This window comes from Cupriavidus sp. FW305-27 (assembly GCF_058787995.1).
Window position 1 is genome coordinate 1 of record NZ_JBYTAG010000022.1, and the last position, 16,896, is coordinate 16,896.

The following is a 16,896-nucleotide window of genomic DNA, read 5'->3' on the forward strand; positions in this document are numbered from 1 at the left end:
TTGGCGGGCAGGCCGCGCAGGCTCTTGAGCTTGGCCTTGTAGGCGGCCAGTTCGGATTTGGTCGGCAGCTTGCCGTGTACCAGCAGGTGGGCGATTTCCTCGAACTCGCAGGTCTCGGCGATGTCGAGGATGTCGTAGCCGCGGTAGTGCAGGTCGTTGCCGGTGCGGCCGACGGTGCACAGCGCGGTATTGCCGGCGGTCACGCCCGACAGGGCGACGGATTTCTTGACCCGGGGCGCGGCCGGCTCGCTGGCCGTGGCGTCGGGTGCAGCGTCGGGTGCGGCGAACTTCGAGGCGGACATCCGTGTCTCCTTGGGCGCTGCCCTGTTTGTTTTTGGTACGGGTATCGGCTTCAGGCGAAAAACAATGCCTCCACATTGGCCGGCAGCGGCGTGCCGGTGGCCTGCGCGCGCTGCAGCAGCGACCAGTAGTAGCGGTAGCTGGCGCGGTCGTGCAGCTGGCCCTCGTGGCGGATCGGGGCCCAGCTGTTCTCGTGCGCGGCCAGCAGGATCTGGCTGGCCGCGCCGATTTCTTCGGCACCGGGGCGGAACGCCGCCACGATCGGCGCGATCTGGCCCGGATGGATGCTCCATTTGCGCAGGTAGCCGAACTCGCTGCGCGCGCGCAGCGCATCGTCGCCGGCGCGCTGCGGCGCCTGCACGTCGGTGCTGACGTTGTGCGACGGCACCTTGCCGTGGCGGTGGCAGGCGGCGGAGATCTCCAGCATGGCGCGGCGGATCAGCGGGTGTTCGAATTGCTGTGGGGAGCGCATGGCTTCGCCCGGGATGGCGCCATGATGGGCCGAGACAAAGTCCATCAGGCCGAAGCTCAGGCATTCCACCTGCACCAGCGCGGCAATATCGAAGGCCTGTTCCAGCGCGGCGTGGGTCTCGACCAGCACATGGATCGGGATATGCCGGGCGATGCCGGCATTGCGCGCCACCTGGTTGACATGATCGGTCACGCGCGCAACCTCGACCACGTCGCTGACCTTGGGCACCACCACATAGGCCAGGCGCGCGCCGGCGGCGCGCACCAGCACGTCGACGTCCTCGCGCCAGTTCGGGTGGGCCGGGTCATGGATGCGCACGCCGACGCGATTGTGGGCATTGAGCGGGCTGTTGACCAGCTGCGCGCACAGCTCGGCATGCTCGCTCTCACGGCCGACGGCGGCGCCGTCCTCGCAGTCGAAGGTGATGTCGAAGACCGGGCCAAGCTCTTGTTGCAGGGCAAGCGATTTGCGCATCAGCTTTTCGCTGCCCGCGTAGTGGTCACACACCGGCAACTGGACCGGGATGGCTTCGCCCTGGAACAAGACCTCGGAAGGATGCACGTTGATTCGGACCGGTTTGGGTTGAGGGGGGAGAGCAAGGGGACATCGTAGCCCCTGGATATTAAAAAACCGGGGTCCGCACTGATTCGTGAATCGTTGCGGAACCCCGGTCTTTCCTCGAGCGATCGGAGGATCAGCCCAGCAGGTGCTGCACGCCGGCCTTTTCTTCTTCCAGTTCGTTCAGGGTGATATTGATCTTTTCCTGGCTGTAGGCGTCGATCTCCAGACCCTTGACGATCTCGTACTTGCCGTTGGCGGTGGTCACCGGGTAGCCGAACATGGTGTCGGCCGGGATGCCGTATTCACCGTTCGACGGGATGCCCATGGTGACGACCTTGCCGTTGGTGCCCAGCACCCAGTCGCGCACGTGGTCGATGGCAGCGTTGGCGGCCGAAGCAGCCGACGACAGGCCACGCGCTTCGATGATGGCGGCGCCGCGCTTGCCGACGGTCGGCAGGAACACGTCGTTGTTCCACACCGGGTCGTTGATCAGGTCCTTGACGCTCTTGCCGTCGACGGTGGCATAGCGGTAGTCGGCGTACATGGTCGGGCTGTGGTTGCCCCACACGAACAGCTTCTCGATCGACGACACCGGCTTGCCGGTCTTGGCGGCGATTTGCGACAGGGCACGGTTGTGGTCCAGGCGCAGCATCGCGGTGAAGTTCTCGCGCGGCAGGTTCGGTGCCGACTTCATGGCGATGTAGGCGTTGGTGTTGGCCGGGTTGCCGACCACCAGCACCTTGACGTTGCGGCTGGCGACTTCGTCCAGCGCCTTGCCCTGCACCGTGAAGATCTGGGCATTGGCTTCGAGCAGGTCCTTGCGCTCCATACCCTTGCTGCGCGGACGGGCGCCAACCAGCAGGGCCACGTCGGCGTCCTTGAAGGCAACCTTGGGGTCGTCGGTGATGACCACGCCGGCCAGCAGCGGGAACGCGCAGTCTTCCAGTTCCATCACCACGCCCTTGACGGCTTGCTGGGCTTGCGGGAGGTCGAGCAGTTGGAGGATGACCGGCTGGTCTTTGCCCAGCATGTCGCCATTGGCGATGCGGAACAGCAGGGAGTAGCCGATCTGGCCAGCGGCGCCGGTCACTGCGACGCGCATTGGGGCTTTAGCCATGAGTAAATCTCCAAACGATAGAAGGGGGGAAGCCGGTCGGTGGCATGCCGTTGCCGTAACAAGGGGTGCGGCGGGTCACCGGGTGCTGGTTGTCGCCACAGCGGGGAGCGGCCGTCCGCCGGAGCCAGGTGGCGGGGCCACGGGGCGGAACCGGTGAGGGAGAGCCACAACGGGTCATGGTGATGCAACAAAGCGTTAGTCTACTGCGAAGCGTGGCGCCATTTCCAGACCGGAGCGCTGCCGAGATTCTGCCGGGCCGACACATTCCGGTATCCTGACTGCTGCTGGCGTGCCTGGGGCCATCGCGGGCGTGGACCAGCGCGAGTGTAGGCCGGGCCTCCCGTGATGTCAACTCATATGTCTTATATAAGACATAAGACAATTAACGTAAGGCTGGACGTATCTTGCCCTTTTGTGGTGAAATCCCGCTATGTCCTCCCTGCCTACGTCCCTGACTGGCGCAGCCGCACCCGGCGCGCCGGAATCTGGCGCCGCCACGCCTGGCGCCGGGGCGCAGCCGCCTTCTTCGCCGCCCGCGCCTGTGCCGCAGGCGGCCCCGCAATCTGGTCCCGCCTCTGGTCTGCAGTCCGTGCCGTCGCCCACCTTCAGTCCGCTCTACCAGCAGATCAAGGCGCTGATCACGCGCAGCCTGCAATCCGGCGAATGGAAGCCCGGCGAGATGATCCCCAGCGAAATGGAGCTGGCCTCGCGCTACAAGGTCAGCCAGGGCACGGTGCGCAAGGCCATCGATGAACTCGCCGCCGAGAACCTGGTGGCGCGCCGGCAGGGCAAGGGCACTTTCGTGACCACGCACCATGAAGACGTGGTCAAGTTCCGCTTCCTGCGCCTCGTCCCGGACGAAGGCGAACCCCATTATGGCGCCAGCCGCGTGCTGGAATGCAAGCGCCTGCGCGCCCCCGCCGAAATTGCCCGGCTGCTCGACATCCGCACCGGCGACAGCGTGGTGCAGATCCGCCGCGTGCTGAATTTCTCGGGCGAGTCGACCGTGCTGGATGAAATCTGGCTGCTCGGCGCCAACTTCAAGGGCCTCACCGCTGAAAAGCTGACCGAGTGGAAGGGCCCCATGTATGCATTGTTCGAGGCCGAGTTCGGTACGCGCATGATCCGCGCCTCGGAGAAGATCCGCGCCGTGCCTGCCGATGAAACCGCGGCCGAGTTGCTGTCTGTCCCGGTAGGCTCGCCGCTGCTGTCAGTCGAGCGGGTGTCGTACACCTATGGCGACCGCCCCGTCGAAGTGCGCCGCGGGCTGTACGTGACTACGCGGCACTATTACCAGAACGACCTGAGCTGACGCCGGCGCATGGCATGATGCGCCCGCTGGCGTTGATTATTGTGGCTTTCGTCATGACGGTGCGGGCTGTTGCGCGGCGCGGCTAATGTTGCGCTGGATTGCCCGCCGGATGTGATTGGTGTGCGATTGTCGGGCGGCACCTGTTGGTGCCTGATAGCTGAAAATTATTGGTGCAGCGCGCAACAAAGGCGCTAAAATCTCATGGATTTGCCCTAATGCATCCCGTTGCATGCAGGGCAGTGGCAGTTTCGTTTTTTGTTTACCGCAAATGGGGTCTCGCATGGCTGAAGCCGTCAAACAAGCCAGGCCGGAGTACCGGAATATCGGTATCGCGCAGATTGCGCGCTACCGGTTGCCCTGGGCCGGCAAGGTATCCATCCTGCATCGCGTGAGCGGTGCACTGATGTTCCTCCTCCTTCCCTTCGTCCTGTATCTGTTTGAGCAGAGCATAACTTCGGAACTGAGCTTCGCAAAGTTCTCGGCGCTTCTGTCCGGTGGCTTCGTCAAGCTGGTTCTGCTGGTCCTGATCTGGGGTTATCTGCATCACTTCTGCGCGGGTATCCGTTTCCTGCTGCTGGATGTGCACGTCGGCGTTTCCAAGCCGGCCTCGGCCAAGTCTGCCATCGGCGTGCTGGTTGTGAGCCTGCTGCTTACCCTGATTTTCGGCCTGAAGCTGTTCGGCCTGTTCTGAGGAGAATCAAGGTGGCAAACAATAATATCGGTCCCAAGCGTCTTGTCGTCGGTGCGCACTACGGCCTGAAAGACTGGCTGGCGCAGCGCGTCACGGCCGTGATCATGGTGGTCTTCACCGTGGTCCTGGCCATTGCCTTCCTGCTGTCGAACGGCGCTTCGTATGAAGCGTGGGCAGGGCTCTTCTCCAACCAGTGGATGAAGATCATCACGTTCCTGACCATCCTGTCGCTGCTGTATCACGCCTGGATCGGCGTGCGCGACATCTGGATGGACTATGTGCGTCCGATGGCGGTTCGCCTCGTGCTGCAAGTTCTTACGATTCTGTGGCTCGTCGGTTGCGCGGGCTACGCTGCTCAGATTCTCTGGAGGGTGTAATAAATGGTCGCAGTCAAGACTGGATTGCCGCGTCGCCGTTTCGACGTGGTCATCGTCGGTGCTGGCGGCGCCGGGATGCGCGCATCCCTCCAGCTCGCGGAAGCCGGCCTGAACGTGGCCGTGCTGTCCAAGGTGTTCCCGACGCGCTCGCACACGGTGGCGGCACAGGGCGGCATCGGCGCTTCGCTGGGGAACATGAGCGAAGACAACTGGCACTACCACTTCTACGACACCATCAAGGGCTCGGACTGGCTGGGTGACCAGGACGCCATCGAGTTCATGTGCCGTGAAGCCCCGAAGGTCGTGTACGAGCTCGAACACTTCGGCATGCCGTTCGACCGCAACCCCGACGGCACCATCTACCAGCGTCCGTTCGGCGGCCACACCGCCAACTACGGTGAAAAGCCGGTGCAGCGCGCCTGCGCCGCGGCTGACCGTACCGGCCACGCGCTGCTGCACACGCTGTACCAGCGCAACGTGCGCGCCAAGACCCACTTCTTCGTCGAGTGGATGGCGCTGGACCTGATCCGCGACCAGGACGGCGACGTGCTGGGCGTGACCGCGCTGGAAATGGAAACCGGCGAGGTCTACATCCTCGAAGCCAAGACCACGCTGTTCGCGACCGGCGGTGCCGGCCGTATCTATGCAGCTTCCACCAACGCCTTCATCAACACCGGTGACGGCCTGGGCATGGCAGCGCGCGCAGGCGTGCCGCTGGAAGACATGGAGTTCTGGCAGTTTCACCCGACCGGCGTGGCCGGCGCGGGCGTGCTGATCACCGAAGGCGTGCGCGGCGAAGGCGGTATCCTGCGCAACAAGGACGGCGAGCGCTTCATGGAGCGCTATGCCCCGACGCTGAAGGACCTGGCGCCGCGTGACTTCGTCTCGCGCTCGATGGACCAGGAAATCAAGGAAGGCCGCGGCTGCGGCCCGAACGGCGACTACGTGCTGCTCGACCTGACCCACGTCGGTGCCGAGACCATCATGAAGCGCCTGCCGTCGATCCGCGAAATCGGCATGAAGTTCGCCAACGTCGACGCGATCAAGGAACCGATCCCGGTGGTCCCGACCATCCACTACCAGATGGGCGGTATCCCGACCAACTATCACGGCCAGGTCGTGGTGCCTAAGAACGGCAACCCGAACGAAGTCCTGAACGGTTTCTACGCGATCGGCGAATGCTCGTGCGTGTCGGTGCACGGCGCCAACCGCCTGGGCACCAACTCGCTGCTGGACCTGGTGGTGTTCGGCCGCGCCGCCGGCAACCACATCATCGCCCAGAACCTGAAGCAGAAAGAGCACAAGCCGCTGCCGGCCGACGCCGCCGACCTGGCGCTGTCGCGCCTGGCCAAGCTGCAGTCGTCGTCCTCGGGCGAGTACACGCAGGACGTTGCCAACGACATCCGCAAGAACATGCAGTCGCATGCCGGCGTGTTCCGTACCCAGAAGCTGATGGACGAAGGCGTCGAGCGCATCCTGGAAGTGTCGCAGCGTGCCGACAACATCCACCTGAAGGACAAGTCCAAGGTCTTCAACACCGCGCTGGTGGAAGCCCTCGAAGTGGCCAACCTGGTGGAAGTGGCCAAGGCCACCATGATCTCGGCGGCCGCCCGCAAGGAATCGCGCGGTGCCCACGCGCACAGCGACTTCCCGAATCGCGACGACCAGAACTGGCTCAAGCACACGCTGTTCTACAGCGAAGGCAACCGCCTCGACTACAAGCCGGTGAAGATGGAACCGCTGACGGTGGAAAGCGTGCCGCCGAAGGCCCGTACCTTCTGAGCACCGCATCGTAGAGACAACAGGACCCACAGAAATGAAGCGTATTTTCGAAGTCTACCGCTACGATCCGGACAAGGATGCGGCACCGCGCATGCAGACCTACGAGGTCGAGCTGGACGGTCACGAGCGCATGCTGCTGGACGCGCTGGTCAAGCTGAAGAAGCTGGACGAGACCATCTCGTTCCGCCGTTCGTGCCGCGAAGGCGTGTGCGGCTCGGACGCGATGAACATCAACGGCAAGAACGGCCTGGCCTGCCTGACCAATATGCGCGAGCTGCCGGACCGCATCGTGCTGCGTCCGCTGCCCGGCCTGCCGGTGGTGCGCGACCTGATCGTCGACATGACGAACTTCTTCAAGCAGTACAACTCGATCAAGCCGTTCCTGATCAACGACGAGCCGCCGCCCGAGAAAGAGCGCCTGCAGTCGCCGGAAGAGCGTGACGAGCTGGATGGCCTGTACGAGTGCATTCTCTGCGCCAGCTGCTCGACGTCGTGCCCGTCGTTCTGGTGGAACCCGGACAAGTTCGTCGGCCCCGCCGGCCTGCTGCAGGCTTACCGCTTCATCGCGGACAGCCGCGACCAGGCCACCAACGAGCGCCTGGACAACCTGAACGACCCGTACCGCCTGTTCCGCTGCCACAGCATCATGAACTGCGTCGATGTGTGCCCGAAGGGTCTGAACCCGACCAAGGCCATCGGCAAGATCAAGGAGCTGATGGTCCGCCGCGCGGTCTGAGCCTGCGGCTGTCTGCAGTAGTAAGCGGCGCGTCAGCCAGAGCGGCTATATCTGGCTGGCGCGCCGAAAGTAGGAAGCCATGACTGAGAGTCCTGCCACCACCTTCTCCCATCAGGCCGACCCGCACAAGCGCGCACGTCTGCGCTGGCGCGCCCGCCGCGGTCTGCTGGAGAACGACATCATCGTCGAACGTTTTTTCAACCGTTACGAGGAGAGCCTGTCCGACGAGGACGTGGCTTCGTTGAGCGAGCTGTTCGAACTCAGCGACAACGAGTTGATGGACCTGCTCCTTGCGCGCAAGGAACTGGACGGTGAGCTCGACACGCCCCCGATGCAGCGAGTGATCACCCTGCTGCGTACGGTCTGAGTTTTGGTCAACATTATTATTCACAGCATTTGAAGGATCCGACATGACGCCGTCCGATGTGAAAGCCACGCTATCGTTCTCCGATGGTTCCCCCAGCGTTGAGCTGCCGATCTACACGGGTACCGTTGGCCCGGACGTAATCGACATTCGCAAGCTGTACGGACAGACCGGTAAGTTCACCTACGACCCCGGTTTCATGTCGACGGCTTCGTGCAATTCCAAGATCACCTATATCGACGGTGACAAGGGCGAACTGCTGTACCGCGGCTACCCGATCGAGCAACTGGCGCAGAAGTGCGACCACCTCGAAACCTGCTACCTGCTGCTCAAGGGCGAACTGCCCAACGCCAAGCAGAAGGAAGAATTCGTCGGCCACGTGATGAACCACACCATGGTTCACGAGCAGATGCAGTTCTTCATGCGCGGCTTCCGCCGCGACGCGCACCCGATGGCCGTGCTGACCGGCATGGTCGGTGCCATGAGCGCGTTCTACCACGACGCGATGGACATCGACGATCCGCACCAGCGCGAGATCTCGGCCATCCGCCTGATCGCCAAGATGCCGACCCTGGTCGCCATGGCGTACAAGTACAACATCGGCCAGCCGTACATCTACCCGCAGAACGACCTGTCCTACTCGGGCAACTTCATGCGCATGATGTTCGGCACGCCGTGCGCCCCGTACACCGTGAACCCGGTGCTGGAGCGCGCGCTGGACCGCATCTTCATCCTGCACGCAGACCACGAGCAGAACGCGTCGACCTCGACCGTGCGCCTGGCCGGTTCGTCGGGCACCAACCCGTTCGCAGCCATTGCCGCCGGCGTGGCCTGCCTGTGGGGCCCGGCCCACGGCGGCGCCAACGAAGCCGCGCTGAAGATGCTGGAAGAAATCGGCAGCGTCGACAACATCAACGAGTTCATCAAGCAGGTCAAGGACAAGAACTCGGGCGTGCGCCTGATGGGCTTTGGCCACCGCGTGTACAAGAACTACGATCCGCGCGCCAAGCTGATGCGCGAAACCTGCCACGAAGTGCTGGAAGAGCTGGGCCTGCACAACGACCCGCTGTTCAAGCTGGCCATGGAGCTGGAAAAGATCGCGCTGGAAGACGAGTACTTCGTCAGCCGCAAGCTGTACCCGAACGTGGACTTCTACTCGGGCATCGTCCAGCGCGCGCTGGGCATCCCGACCTCGCTGTTCACCTGCATCTTCGCGCTGGCCCGCACCCCGGGCTGGATCTCGCAGTGGGAAGAGATGATTACCGATCCGGAATACAAGATCGGTCGTCCGCGTCAGCTGTTCGTTGGCGCAGCTACCCGCGACGTGCCGGACGTTGCCAAGCGCTGATCGCTGGCTTGTCATCCGGCTGCGCGATGCAGCAATCACAAACGCCCCGGCCCGCCGGGGCGTTTGTGTTTCTGGGCCGGAGTGCCTTGTGCGTCGCAGCAGGGCAGGGAGCAGGAAATTGCCGGATAAGTGGTGAGAACGGCAATTTGCGGAGAATTGTGTCTCAGTCTGTCAATTCAGTTCCGCATTTGTTGTGCGATTTTCGCCTACGGCAGGAAATTTGACCCTATAATGCGGGCTGCTTTGCCGACGGCAGCCGGGCCACCCTTCCGGCATGCGGTGCGGCAAGCGGGGCAGGCGAATCGCTTGCGCAATAGAGAACGCATCAAACGTTGTCTTTCCGAACCTTGGTCCCCGTACCTCAGCGGGACTGACACATGCCGGGCCCCGCATAAGCTGTCTCTCCCTTGCAGGCCCGTCTTCCGCGTCTCGGGCGTCTTTATTCGTAGTCCGCGGGTGTTGTTCGATTGCGCAGGTCACACCGTTTCTGCCCGGTTGACCCAAACATAAATCGAGGAGCTCCTGATGACGCTGTCCCGTCTTACGTCCATCTCGCTGGCCGCCGTGCTGGCCACCCTTGGCGCCGCTGCCAACGCCGAAACCGTGAAGATCGCCATTGCCGGCCCGATGAGCGGCTCGGTGGCGCAGTATGGCGACATGGTCAAGGCCGGTGCGCTGACCGCGATCGAACAACTCAATGCCAACGGCGGCGCCGGCGGCAACAAGTTCGAAGTGGTGATGATGGACGACGCCTGCGAGCCGAAGCAGGCCGTGGCAGTTGCCAACAAGATCGTCAGCCAGAACATCAAGTACGTGATCGGCCATGTGTGCTCGGGCTCGACCATCCCGGCTTCGGACATCTACGAGAACGAAGGGATCGTCATGGTCACGCCGTCGGCGACCGCACCGCAGCTGACCGAGACCAAGAAGCGCAAGTACATCTTCCGCACCATCGGCCGCGACGACCAGCAGGGCCCGGCCGCCGCCCAGTACATCATCGGCAAGGTCAAGCCGAAGAAGGTCGCGGTGCTGCACGACAAGCAGTCGTACGGCCAGGGCATCGCCAGCTCGGTGAAGAAGGACCTGGAAGCCGCCAAGATCCCGGTCGCCGTGTTCGAAGGCATCAACGCCGGCGATTCGGACTACTCCGCCGTCATCACCAAGCTCAAGTCGCAGGGCGTGGACTTCGTCTACTTCGGCGGCTACCACCCGGAAATGGGCCTGCTGCTGCGCCAGGCGCGCGAGCAGGGCGTGAAGGCCGCGTTCATGGGCCCCGAGGGCGTGGGCAACAAGGACGTGACGGCGATCGCCGGCCCGTCCTCGGAAGGCATGCTGGTGACGCTGCCGGCAGACTTCTCGGCCGACCCGGCCAACGCCGCGCTGGTGAAGGCCTTTGCCGACAAGAAGCGTGACGCCAACGGTCCGTTCCAGATGCCGGCCTATGCCGCCGTCAAGATCATCGGCGACGCCATTGCCGGCGCCAAGAGCACCGACCCGACCAAGGTCGCGGCGTACATGCACAAGAACGCCTTCACCACCCCGATCGGCAAGGTCGAGTACGACGACAAGGGCGACCTGAAGTCCTTCAAGTTCGTGGTCTACACCTGGCACAAGGACGCCAGCAAGACGGCCGCCAACTAAGCCGGAGCTTTTCCACGCACACGCCCCGCCCGGACCCCGGGCGGGGCGTTCTGGTATCGGGCTTCAAGTTCCTGAGGCTTCCCCAATGAATGAATTCCTTCCACAGTTCACCCAGCAGCTGGTCAACGGCCTGACGCTGGGTGCGATCTATGCGCTGATCGCCATCGGCTACACAATGGTCTACGGCATCATCGGCATGATCAATTTCGCGCACGGCGAGATTTACATGATCGGTGCCTATGTCGGCCTGGTCACGCTCACCGCGATCGGCGCCCAGGCAGGCTACCCCCTGCCGCTGGTGCTGGGCGCCGCCTTGCTGGTCTCGGTGCTGGTCACTGGGGTGTACGGCTATGCGGTCGAGCGGGTGGCATACCGGCCCTTGCGCGGCGGACCGCGGCTGGTGCCGCTGATCTCGGCCATCGGCATGTCGATCTTCCTGCAGAACTATGTCCAGATCGGGCAGGGCGCACGCGACGTGTCGGTGCCGGTGCTGATCTCGGGCGCCATCGAGTTCCAGATGGGCAGTGACTTCACCGTGACGGTGCCGTACTCGCGCCTGCTGATCGTCGGCGTGACGCTGGTGCTGATGATCGCGCTGACGCTGTTTATCGGCCGTTCGCGCATGGGCCGTGCCTGCCGAGCCTGCGCCGAAGACATGCGCATGGCCAACCTGCTCGGCATCGACACCAACAAGGTGATCTCGTTCACCTTCGTGCTGGGTGCGATGCTGGCGGCGGTGGGCGGCGTGCTGATCGGGCTGACCATCGGCAAGCTCAATCCCTTTATCGGCTTTATCGCCGGCATCAAGGCCTTTACCGCGGCGGTGCTGGGCGGCATCGGCAGCATCCCGGGCGCGATGCTCGGCGGCGTGCTGCTGGGCCTGGCGGAGACCTTCGCCTCGGGCTATATGCCGGCCGAGTACAAGGACGTGGTTGCGTTCAGCCTGCTGGTGCTGGTGCTGCTGTTCCGTCCGACCGGGCTGCTCGGCAAGCCTGACGTCGAAAAGGTCTGAAAGAGGACGAGACATGACCAACAACGTTTCCGCGATGCCCGCGGGCAAGGCCGCCGCACGCGGCGCCGCACCGGGACAATCGCTCAAGAATGCGATCACGGCCGCCGTGATGACGGCCATCCTGACCATTCCCATCCTGGGCCTGCAGCTCAAGCTGGAAGGCTACAAGGTCGTGCTGGAGCCGCACTGGCGGCCGGTGTGGATCGCCGTGGCGGCGGTCTTCCTGTTCCAGCTGTTCAAGCCGCTGCTGTCGCGCGCCGGCAGCGCGGTGCGCCTGCCGGCGGTGCCGCAGCTGGGCGCCCGGCAGCAGCGCGCGGCGGTATGGATGCTGCTGGCGGTCGGGCTGGTGTGGCCGTTCTTCGGCTCGCGCGGCGCGGTCGACGTGGCCACGCTGGCGCTGATCTACGTGATCCTGGGCCTGGGCCTGAATATCGTGGTGGGCTATGCCGGCCTGCTCGACCTGGGCTATGTCGGCTTCTACGCCATCGGCGGCTACACCTACGCGCTGCTCAACCAGTATTTCGGGCTGGGCTTCTGGGAATGCCTGCCGATCGCCGCCGCGATGTCGGCCACCTTCGGCTTCCTGCTGGGTTTCCCGGTGCTGCGTTTGCGCGGCGACTACCTGGCCATCGTGACACTTGGCTTCGGCGAGATCATCCGCCTGCTGGCCAACAACCTGACCAGCCTGACCGGCGGCCCGGATGGCGTGTCCGGCATCCCGAAGCCGACCGTGTTCGGCATCGAGATGGCGCGCAGCGCGAGCGTGGAGGGCGCCAAGACCTTTCATGACCTGCTGGGCTGGGACTACAGCGGCCAGCACATGGTGATCTTCCTGTACCTGCTGGCGCTGCTGCTGGTGGGCTTCACGCTGTTCGTCACCAGCCGCCTGATCCGCATGCCGATGGGCCGCGCCTGGGAAGCGCTGCGCGACGACGAGATCGCGTGCCGCTCGCTGGGCCTGAACCCGACCCGCATCAAGCTGTCGGCGTTCACGCTGGGAGCTTCGTTCGCCGGCATCGGCGGCGCTTTCTTCGCGGCGCGCCAGGGCCTGGTCAATCCGGAATCGTTCACCTTCATCGAGTCGGCGCTGATCCTCGCCGTGGTGGTGCTGGGCGGCATGGGTTCGCAGCTGGGCGTGATCCTGGCGGCGATCCTGCTGACGGTGCTGCCCGAGGTGGCGCGCGGTTTTGCCGAATATCGCATGCTGATCTTCGGCCTGGTGATGGTGCTGATGATGATGTGGCGTCCGCAGGGCCTGCTGCCCGCGAGCCGTCCCCACGTGGAGTTGCCGAAATGAGCGCGGATTTGCTGAAAGTCTCCGGCCTGCAGATGCGCTTCGGCGGCTTGCTGGCCGTGGACGGTATTGATTTCAATGTGCGCAGCGACGAGGTCTTCGCCATCATCGGCCCTAATGGCGCCGGCAAGACCACGGTGTTCAACTGCGTGGGCGGCTTCTACAAGCCCACCGCGGGCGAGGTCACGCTGGACGGCCACGCCATCGCCGGCCTGCCCAGCCACCAGGTAGCGCGCAAGGGCCTGGTGCGGACCTTCCAGAACATCCGCCTGTTCAAGTCGCTGACGGTGGTGGAAAACCTGCTGGTGGCGCAGCACCGCCAGGTGCAGGCGGGCATCCTGCGCGGCCTGTTCGCCACGCCGGCCTACCGCCGCGCCGAGCGCGAGGCGCTGGAGCGCGCCGCGGTCTGGCTTGAACGCATGGGGCTGACCTCGGTGGCCAACCGCGAGGCGGGCACGCTGTCGTACGGCCACCAGCGCCGGCTGGAGATCGCGCGCTGCATGATCACCAAGCCGCGCCTGTTGATGCTGGACGAGCCGGCGGCCGGCCTGAACCCGCAGGAGAAGATCGAGCTGCAGCAGCTGATCGACCAGCTGCGGCGCGAGTTCGGCATTGCCGTGCTGCTGATCGAGCACGACATGAGCCTGGTGATGGGCGTGTCCGACCGCATCCTGGTGATGGAGCACGGCAAGCCGATCGTTACGGCCGCGCCTGAGGAAGTGCGCAACGACCCGCGCGTGATCAAGGCCTACCTGGGAGAGGACTGATGCTGAAGCTGGAACAGGTCCATACCCACTACGGCGCCGTCGAGGCGCTGTCGGGCGTATCGATCGAAGTCAACAAGGGGGAGATCGTCACCCTGATCGGCAGCAACGGCGCCGGCAAGACGACGCTGATGATGACCGTGTGCGGCACGCCGCGCGCGTCCAGCGGGCGCGTGACGTTCGAAGGGCAGGACATCACCAACCGGTCCACGCACGAGATCATGCGCTTGGGGCTCGCGATCTCGCCCGAGGGCCGGCGCGTGTTCCCGAGCCTGACGGTGCTGGAGAACCTGAAGATGGGCGCGTTCTTCGCCAGGCGCGACGAGATCGAGGCGGGCATCGAGCACGTGTTCAAGCTGTTCCCGCGCCTGAACCAGCGCGCCAGCCAGCGGGCCGGCACCATGTCGGGCGGCGAGCAGCAGATGCTGGCGATCGGCCGCGCGCTGATGAGCCGGCCGCGCCTGCTGCTGCTGGACGAGCCCACGCTCGGTCTGGCGCCGCTGATCATCGCGCAGATCTTCGACATCATCCGCACCATTCGTGACGAAGGCGTCACTGTGTTCCTGGTCGAGCAGAACGCCAACAAGGCACTGCAGGTCGCGGACCGCGGCTATGTGCTCGAAACCGGCAAGGTGGTGCTGGCCGATACCGGCGCCAACCTGCTGGCAAACGACCGGATCAAGGCCGCCTACCTGGGCGGCTGATCCCAAGAGGCCGCGGCCCCCCCGGGGGGGCGGCGCCCTTTTCCTTTTCGCCATCCGCGAAATCCCCCTTTCGCCAATCACATTACATTGCAGCCGCTGCCCGGGCCGGGCAGGGGGCTGACCGCCACACCCCCTGTGGCATAATCAATTGCCAAGTCAAGCATTGCGGCAACGCTTGAAATAACGCTCGCTTCAGGCGGCTTCCGGCGCGATTATCGCTATCGCCACCCGCTCGCCACCGCGACCGAAGCGAATAAAACCCCTGCAAACTACCGCGCGGTCACCGCGGACCACTCCTGCAAAGGATCGGTCTTCCGGCCCGCCATCGCATCATGGCCAAGACGCTCTACGACAAACTCTGGGATGACCACACCGTCCACGTCGAGGAAGACGGCACCACGCTGCTCTACATCGACCGCCACCTGCTGCATGAAGTGACCAGCCCGCAGGCGTTCGAAGGGCTGAAGCTGGCGGAGCGTCCGGTATGGCGCATCAGCGCCAACCTGGCCGTGTCGGACCACAACGTGCCGACCACCGACCGCAGCCACGGCATTGCCGATCCGGTGTCGAAGCTGCAGGTCGATACGCTGGATGCCAACTGCGACAGCTACGGCATCACCCAGTTCAAGATGAACGACCACCGCCAGGGCATCGTGCACGTGATCGGGCCGGAGCAGGGCGCCACGCTGCCGGGCATGACGGTGGTGTGCGGGGACTCGCATACCAGCACGCATGGCGCGTTTGGCGCGCTCGCGCATGGCATCGGCACCTCGGAAGTTGAGCATGTGCTGGCTACCCAGACGCTGTTGGGCAAGAAGGCCAGGAACATGCTGGTCAAGGTGGAAGGCAAGCTGCCGCGCGGCTGCACCGCCAAGGACATCGTGCTGGCCGTGATCGGCAAGATCGGCACCGCGGGCGGCACCGGCTACACCATCGAGTTCGCCGGCTCGGCCATCCGCGACCTGACCATGGAAGGCCGCATGACGGTCTGCAACATGGCCATCGAGGCGGGCGCGCGCGCCGGCCTGGTGGCGGTGGACGACGTCACGCTCGAATACGTGAAGGGCCGCCCCTACGCGCCGCAGGGCGTGGAGTGGGAGCAGGCCGTGGCCTACTGGCGCACGCTGCATTCGGATGCCGGGGCCAAGTTCGACCAGGTGGTCGAGCTGCGCGCCGAGGACGTCCGTCCGCAGGTGACCTGGGGTACCTCGCCAGAAATGGTGATCAGCATCGAAGACCGCGTGCCGGATCCCGAGAAGGAGAAGGACCCGAACAAGCGCAACGCGATGGAGCGCGCGCTCGAATACATGGGCCTGCAGCCCAACGTGCCGGTCGAGAGCATCAATATCGACAAGGTCTTCATCGGTTCGTGCACCAACAGCCGCATCGAAGACATGCGCGCCGCCGCGTGGGTGGTGCAGAAGCTCGGTCGCAAGGTCGCCGGCAACGTGAAGCTGGCGATGGTGGTGCCGGGCTCGGGCCTGGTCAAGGAACAGGCCGAGCGCGAAGGCCTGGACAAGATCTTCAAGGCCGCGGGCTTTGAATGGCGCGAGCCGGGCTGCTCGATGTGCCTGGCCATGAATGCCGACCGCCTCGATCCTGGCGAGCGTTGCGCGTCGACCTCGAACCGCAACTTCGAAGGCCGCCAGGGCGCGGGCGGGCGCACCCACCTGGTGAGCCCGGCGATGGCAGCGGCCGCAGCCATCGAAGGCCATTTCGTCGATATCCGCAAGCTGGGCTGAAGAAGCAAGGAAAGAGAACATGGACAAGTTCACCGTACATAGCGGCCTCGTAGCCCCGCTCGACCGCGAGAACGTCGATACCGACGCCATCATCCCGAAGCAGTTCCTGAAGTCGATCAAGCGCACCGGCTTCGGCCCCAACCTGTTCGACGAGTGGCGCTACAAGGACGTCGGCGAGCCCGGCATGGACAACAGCAAGCGTCCGCTGAACCCGGACTTCGTGCTGAACCAGCCGCGCTACCAGGGTGCGTCGATCCTGCTGGCGCGCCGCAACTTCGGCTGCGGCAGCTCGCGCGAGCACGCACCGTGGGCGCTGACGCAATACGGCTTCCGCGCCGTGATCGCGCCCAGCTTTGCCGACATCTTCTTCAACAACTGCTACAAGAACGGCCTGTTGCCGGTGGTGCTGACCGAACAGCAGGTCGACCACCTGTTCAACGAGACCAACGCCTTCAACGGCTACAAGCTGACCATCGACCTGGACAAGCAGGTGGTGCTGACGGCGGGCGGCCAGGCGTATGAGTTCGACATCGCCCCGTTCCGCAAGTACTGCATGCTGAACGGCTTCGACGATATCGGCCTGACGCTGCGCCATGCCGACAAGATCAAGGCCTATGAGGCCGAGCGCGTGGCCAAGATGCCGTGGCTGAACAACCGCCTGGTCGGATAAGACTCAACG

At 64.4% G+C, this 16,896-nt stretch carries 17 protein-coding genes; 14 read left to right on the forward strand and 3 right to left on the reverse strand.

Annotated features, from left to right (window positions below; genetic code table 11):
• From AC3WRI_RS12830 to AC3WRI_RS12840, 3 genes are all read right to left on the reverse strand, one after another.
• Window positions 1–302 (reverse strand): citrate/2-methylcitrate synthase (locus tag AC3WRI_RS12830; RefSeq protein ID WP_492293401.1); only part of this gene is annotated, 302 nt, incomplete at its 3' end.
• Window positions 303–352: 50 nt separating this feature from the next.
• Window positions 353–1,333 carry an HpcH/HpaI aldolase/citrate lyase family protein gene (locus tag AC3WRI_RS12835; protein ID WP_010814613.1) on the reverse strand — a complete coding sequence of 327 codons (981 nt, stop codon included), beginning with the start codon at window positions 1,331–1,333 and terminating at the stop codon, window positions 353–355.
• A 133-nt stretch (window positions 1,334–1,466) separates the two neighbouring features.
• A complete protein-coding gene (locus AC3WRI_RS12840; RefSeq protein WP_010814614.1) occupies window positions 1,467–2,450 on the reverse strand; it encodes a malate dehydrogenase in 984 nt (327 codons plus the stop codon).
• Between the two features lie 430 nt (window positions 2,451–2,880).
• Here AC3WRI_RS12840 and AC3WRI_RS12845 point away from each other — a divergent pair, with 430 nt between their 5' ends.
• From AC3WRI_RS12845 to leuD, 14 genes are all read left to right on the forward strand, one after another.
• The gene (locus tag AC3WRI_RS12845; RefSeq protein ID WP_011615746.1) at window positions 2,881–3,762 is read left to right on the forward strand and encodes a GntR family transcriptional regulator; all 882 of its coding nucleotides are present in this window, start codon (window positions 2,881–2,883) and stop codon (window positions 3,760–3,762) included.
• Window positions 3,763–4,042: 280 nt separating this feature from the next.
• Window positions 4,043–4,453, forward strand: coding sequence for a succinate dehydrogenase, cytochrome b556 subunit (sdhC, locus tag AC3WRI_RS12850; protein WP_010814616.1), 411 nt, complete (start codon window positions 4,043–4,045; stop codon window positions 4,451–4,453).
• Between the two features lie 11 nt (window positions 4,454–4,464).
• Window positions 4,465–4,830: a succinate dehydrogenase, hydrophobic membrane anchor protein gene (sdhD, locus tag AC3WRI_RS12855; protein WP_010814617.1), complete on the forward strand. Its 366-nt coding sequence runs from the start codon at window positions 4,465–4,467 to the stop codon at window positions 4,828–4,830.
• Between the two features lie 3 nt (window positions 4,831–4,833).
• The gene (gene sdhA, locus AC3WRI_RS12860; RefSeq protein ID WP_010814618.1) at window positions 4,834–6,612 is read left to right on the forward strand and encodes a succinate dehydrogenase flavoprotein subunit; all 1,779 of its coding nucleotides are present in this window, start codon (window positions 4,834–4,836) and stop codon (window positions 6,610–6,612) included.
• Window positions 6,613–6,646: 34 nt separating this feature from the next.
• Entirely contained in the window at window positions 6,647–7,348 is a 702-nt protein-coding gene (locus tag AC3WRI_RS12865; RefSeq protein WP_010814619.1) for a succinate dehydrogenase iron-sulfur subunit, read from the forward strand.
• A 79-nt stretch (window positions 7,349–7,427) separates the two neighbouring features.
• Window positions 7,428–7,715: an FAD assembly factor SdhE gene (locus AC3WRI_RS12870; RefSeq protein ID WP_010814620.1), complete on the forward strand. Its 288-nt coding sequence runs from the start codon at window positions 7,428–7,430 to the stop codon at window positions 7,713–7,715.
• A 43-nt stretch (window positions 7,716–7,758) separates the two neighbouring features.
• A complete protein-coding gene (gltA, locus tag AC3WRI_RS12875) occupies window positions 7,759–9,060 on the forward strand; it encodes a citrate synthase (protein WP_010814621.1) in 1,302 nt (433 codons plus the stop codon).
• A gap of 525 nt (window positions 9,061–9,585) precedes the next feature.
• Window positions 9,586–10,701, forward strand: coding sequence for a branched-chain amino acid ABC transporter substrate-binding protein (locus AC3WRI_RS12880; protein ID WP_011615745.1), 1,116 nt, complete (start codon window positions 9,586–9,588; stop codon window positions 10,699–10,701).
• 85 nt (window positions 10,702–10,786) lie between these two features.
• Entirely contained in the window at window positions 10,787–11,713 is a 927-nt protein-coding gene (gene livH, locus AC3WRI_RS12885; RefSeq protein ID WP_010814623.1) for a high-affinity branched-chain amino acid ABC transporter permease LivH, read from the forward strand.
• A gap of 13 nt (window positions 11,714–11,726) precedes the next feature.
• Window positions 11,727–13,010, forward strand: coding sequence for a high-affinity branched-chain amino acid ABC transporter permease LivM (locus AC3WRI_RS12890; protein WP_011615744.1), 1,284 nt, complete (start codon window positions 11,727–11,729; stop codon window positions 13,008–13,010).
• Window positions 13,007–13,774 (forward strand): high-affinity branched-chain amino acid ABC transporter ATP-binding protein LivG, encoded by a 768-nt coding sequence (gene livG / locus AC3WRI_RS12895; protein ID WP_010814625.1) that lies wholly within the window; start codon window positions 13,007–13,009, stop codon window positions 13,772–13,774. The genes AC3WRI_RS12890 and livG overlap by 4 nt, the downstream gene beginning before the upstream one ends.
• The gene (locus AC3WRI_RS12900) at window positions 13,774–14,475 is read left to right on the forward strand and encodes an ABC transporter ATP-binding protein (RefSeq protein WP_010814626.1); all 702 of its coding nucleotides are present in this window, start codon (window positions 13,774–13,776) and stop codon (window positions 14,473–14,475) included. The genes livG and AC3WRI_RS12900 overlap by 1 nt, the downstream gene beginning before the upstream one ends.
• Window positions 14,476–14,807: 332 nt before the next feature.
• Window positions 14,808–16,217: a 3-isopropylmalate dehydratase large subunit gene (leuC, locus tag AC3WRI_RS12905; RefSeq protein WP_010814627.1), complete on the forward strand. Its 1,410-nt coding sequence runs from the start codon at window positions 14,808–14,810 to the stop codon at window positions 16,215–16,217.
• Between the two features lie 19 nt (window positions 16,218–16,236).
• The gene (gene leuD / locus AC3WRI_RS12910; protein WP_010814628.1) at window positions 16,237–16,887 is read left to right on the forward strand and encodes a 3-isopropylmalate dehydratase small subunit; all 651 of its coding nucleotides are present in this window, start codon (window positions 16,237–16,239) and stop codon (window positions 16,885–16,887) included.
• Window positions 16,888–16,896 lie beyond the last annotated feature (9 nt).

What these genes read in the sequence shown, in the direction of transcription:
- AC3WRI_RS12900 (WP_010814626.1), top strand. Translation starts at nt 13,774, where the DNA reads ATGCTGAAGCTGGAACAGGTCCATACCCACTACGGCGCCGTCGAGGCG.
- livH (WP_010814623.1), top strand. Translation starts at nt 10,787, where the DNA reads ATGAATGAATTCCTTCCACAGTTCACCCAGCAGCTGGTCAACGGCCTG.
- AC3WRI_RS12880 (WP_011615745.1), top strand. Translation starts at nt 9,586, where the DNA reads ATGACGCTGTCCCGTCTTACGTCCATCTCGCTGGCCGCCGTGCTGGCC.
- sdhA (WP_010814618.1), top strand. Translation starts at nt 4,834, where the DNA reads ATGGTCGCAGTCAAGACTGGATTGCCGCGTCGCCGTTTCGACGTGGTC.
- AC3WRI_RS12865 (WP_010814619.1), top strand. Translation starts at nt 6,647, where the DNA reads ATGAAGCGTATTTTCGAAGTCTACCGCTACGATCCGGACAAGGATGCG.
- AC3WRI_RS12870 (WP_010814620.1), top strand. Translation starts at nt 7,428, where the DNA reads ATGACTGAGAGTCCTGCCACCACCTTCTCCCATCAGGCCGACCCGCAC.
- AC3WRI_RS12890 (WP_011615744.1), top strand. Translation starts at nt 11,727, where the DNA reads ATGACCAACAACGTTTCCGCGATGCCCGCGGGCAAGGCCGCCGCACGC.
- AC3WRI_RS12845 (WP_011615746.1), top strand. Translation starts at nt 2,881, where the DNA reads ATGTCCTCCCTGCCTACGTCCCTGACTGGCGCAGCCGCACCCGGCGCG.
- gltA (WP_010814621.1), top strand. Translation starts at nt 7,759, where the DNA reads ATGACGCCGTCCGATGTGAAAGCCACGCTATCGTTCTCCGATGGTTCC.
- AC3WRI_RS12840 (WP_010814614.1), bottom strand. Translation starts at nt 2,450, where the DNA reads ATGGCTAAAGCCCCAATGCGCGTCGCAGTGACCGGCGCCGCTGGCCAG.
- livG (WP_010814625.1), top strand. Translation starts at nt 13,007, where the DNA reads ATGAGCGCGGATTTGCTGAAAGTCTCCGGCCTGCAGATGCGCTTCGGC.
- sdhC (WP_010814616.1), top strand. Translation starts at nt 4,043, where the DNA reads ATGGCTGAAGCCGTCAAACAAGCCAGGCCGGAGTACCGGAATATCGGT.
- leuC (WP_010814627.1), top strand. Translation starts at nt 14,808, where the DNA reads ATGGCCAAGACGCTCTACGACAAACTCTGGGATGACCACACCGTCCAC.
- leuD (WP_010814628.1), top strand. Translation starts at nt 16,237, where the DNA reads ATGGACAAGTTCACCGTACATAGCGGCCTCGTAGCCCCGCTCGACCGC.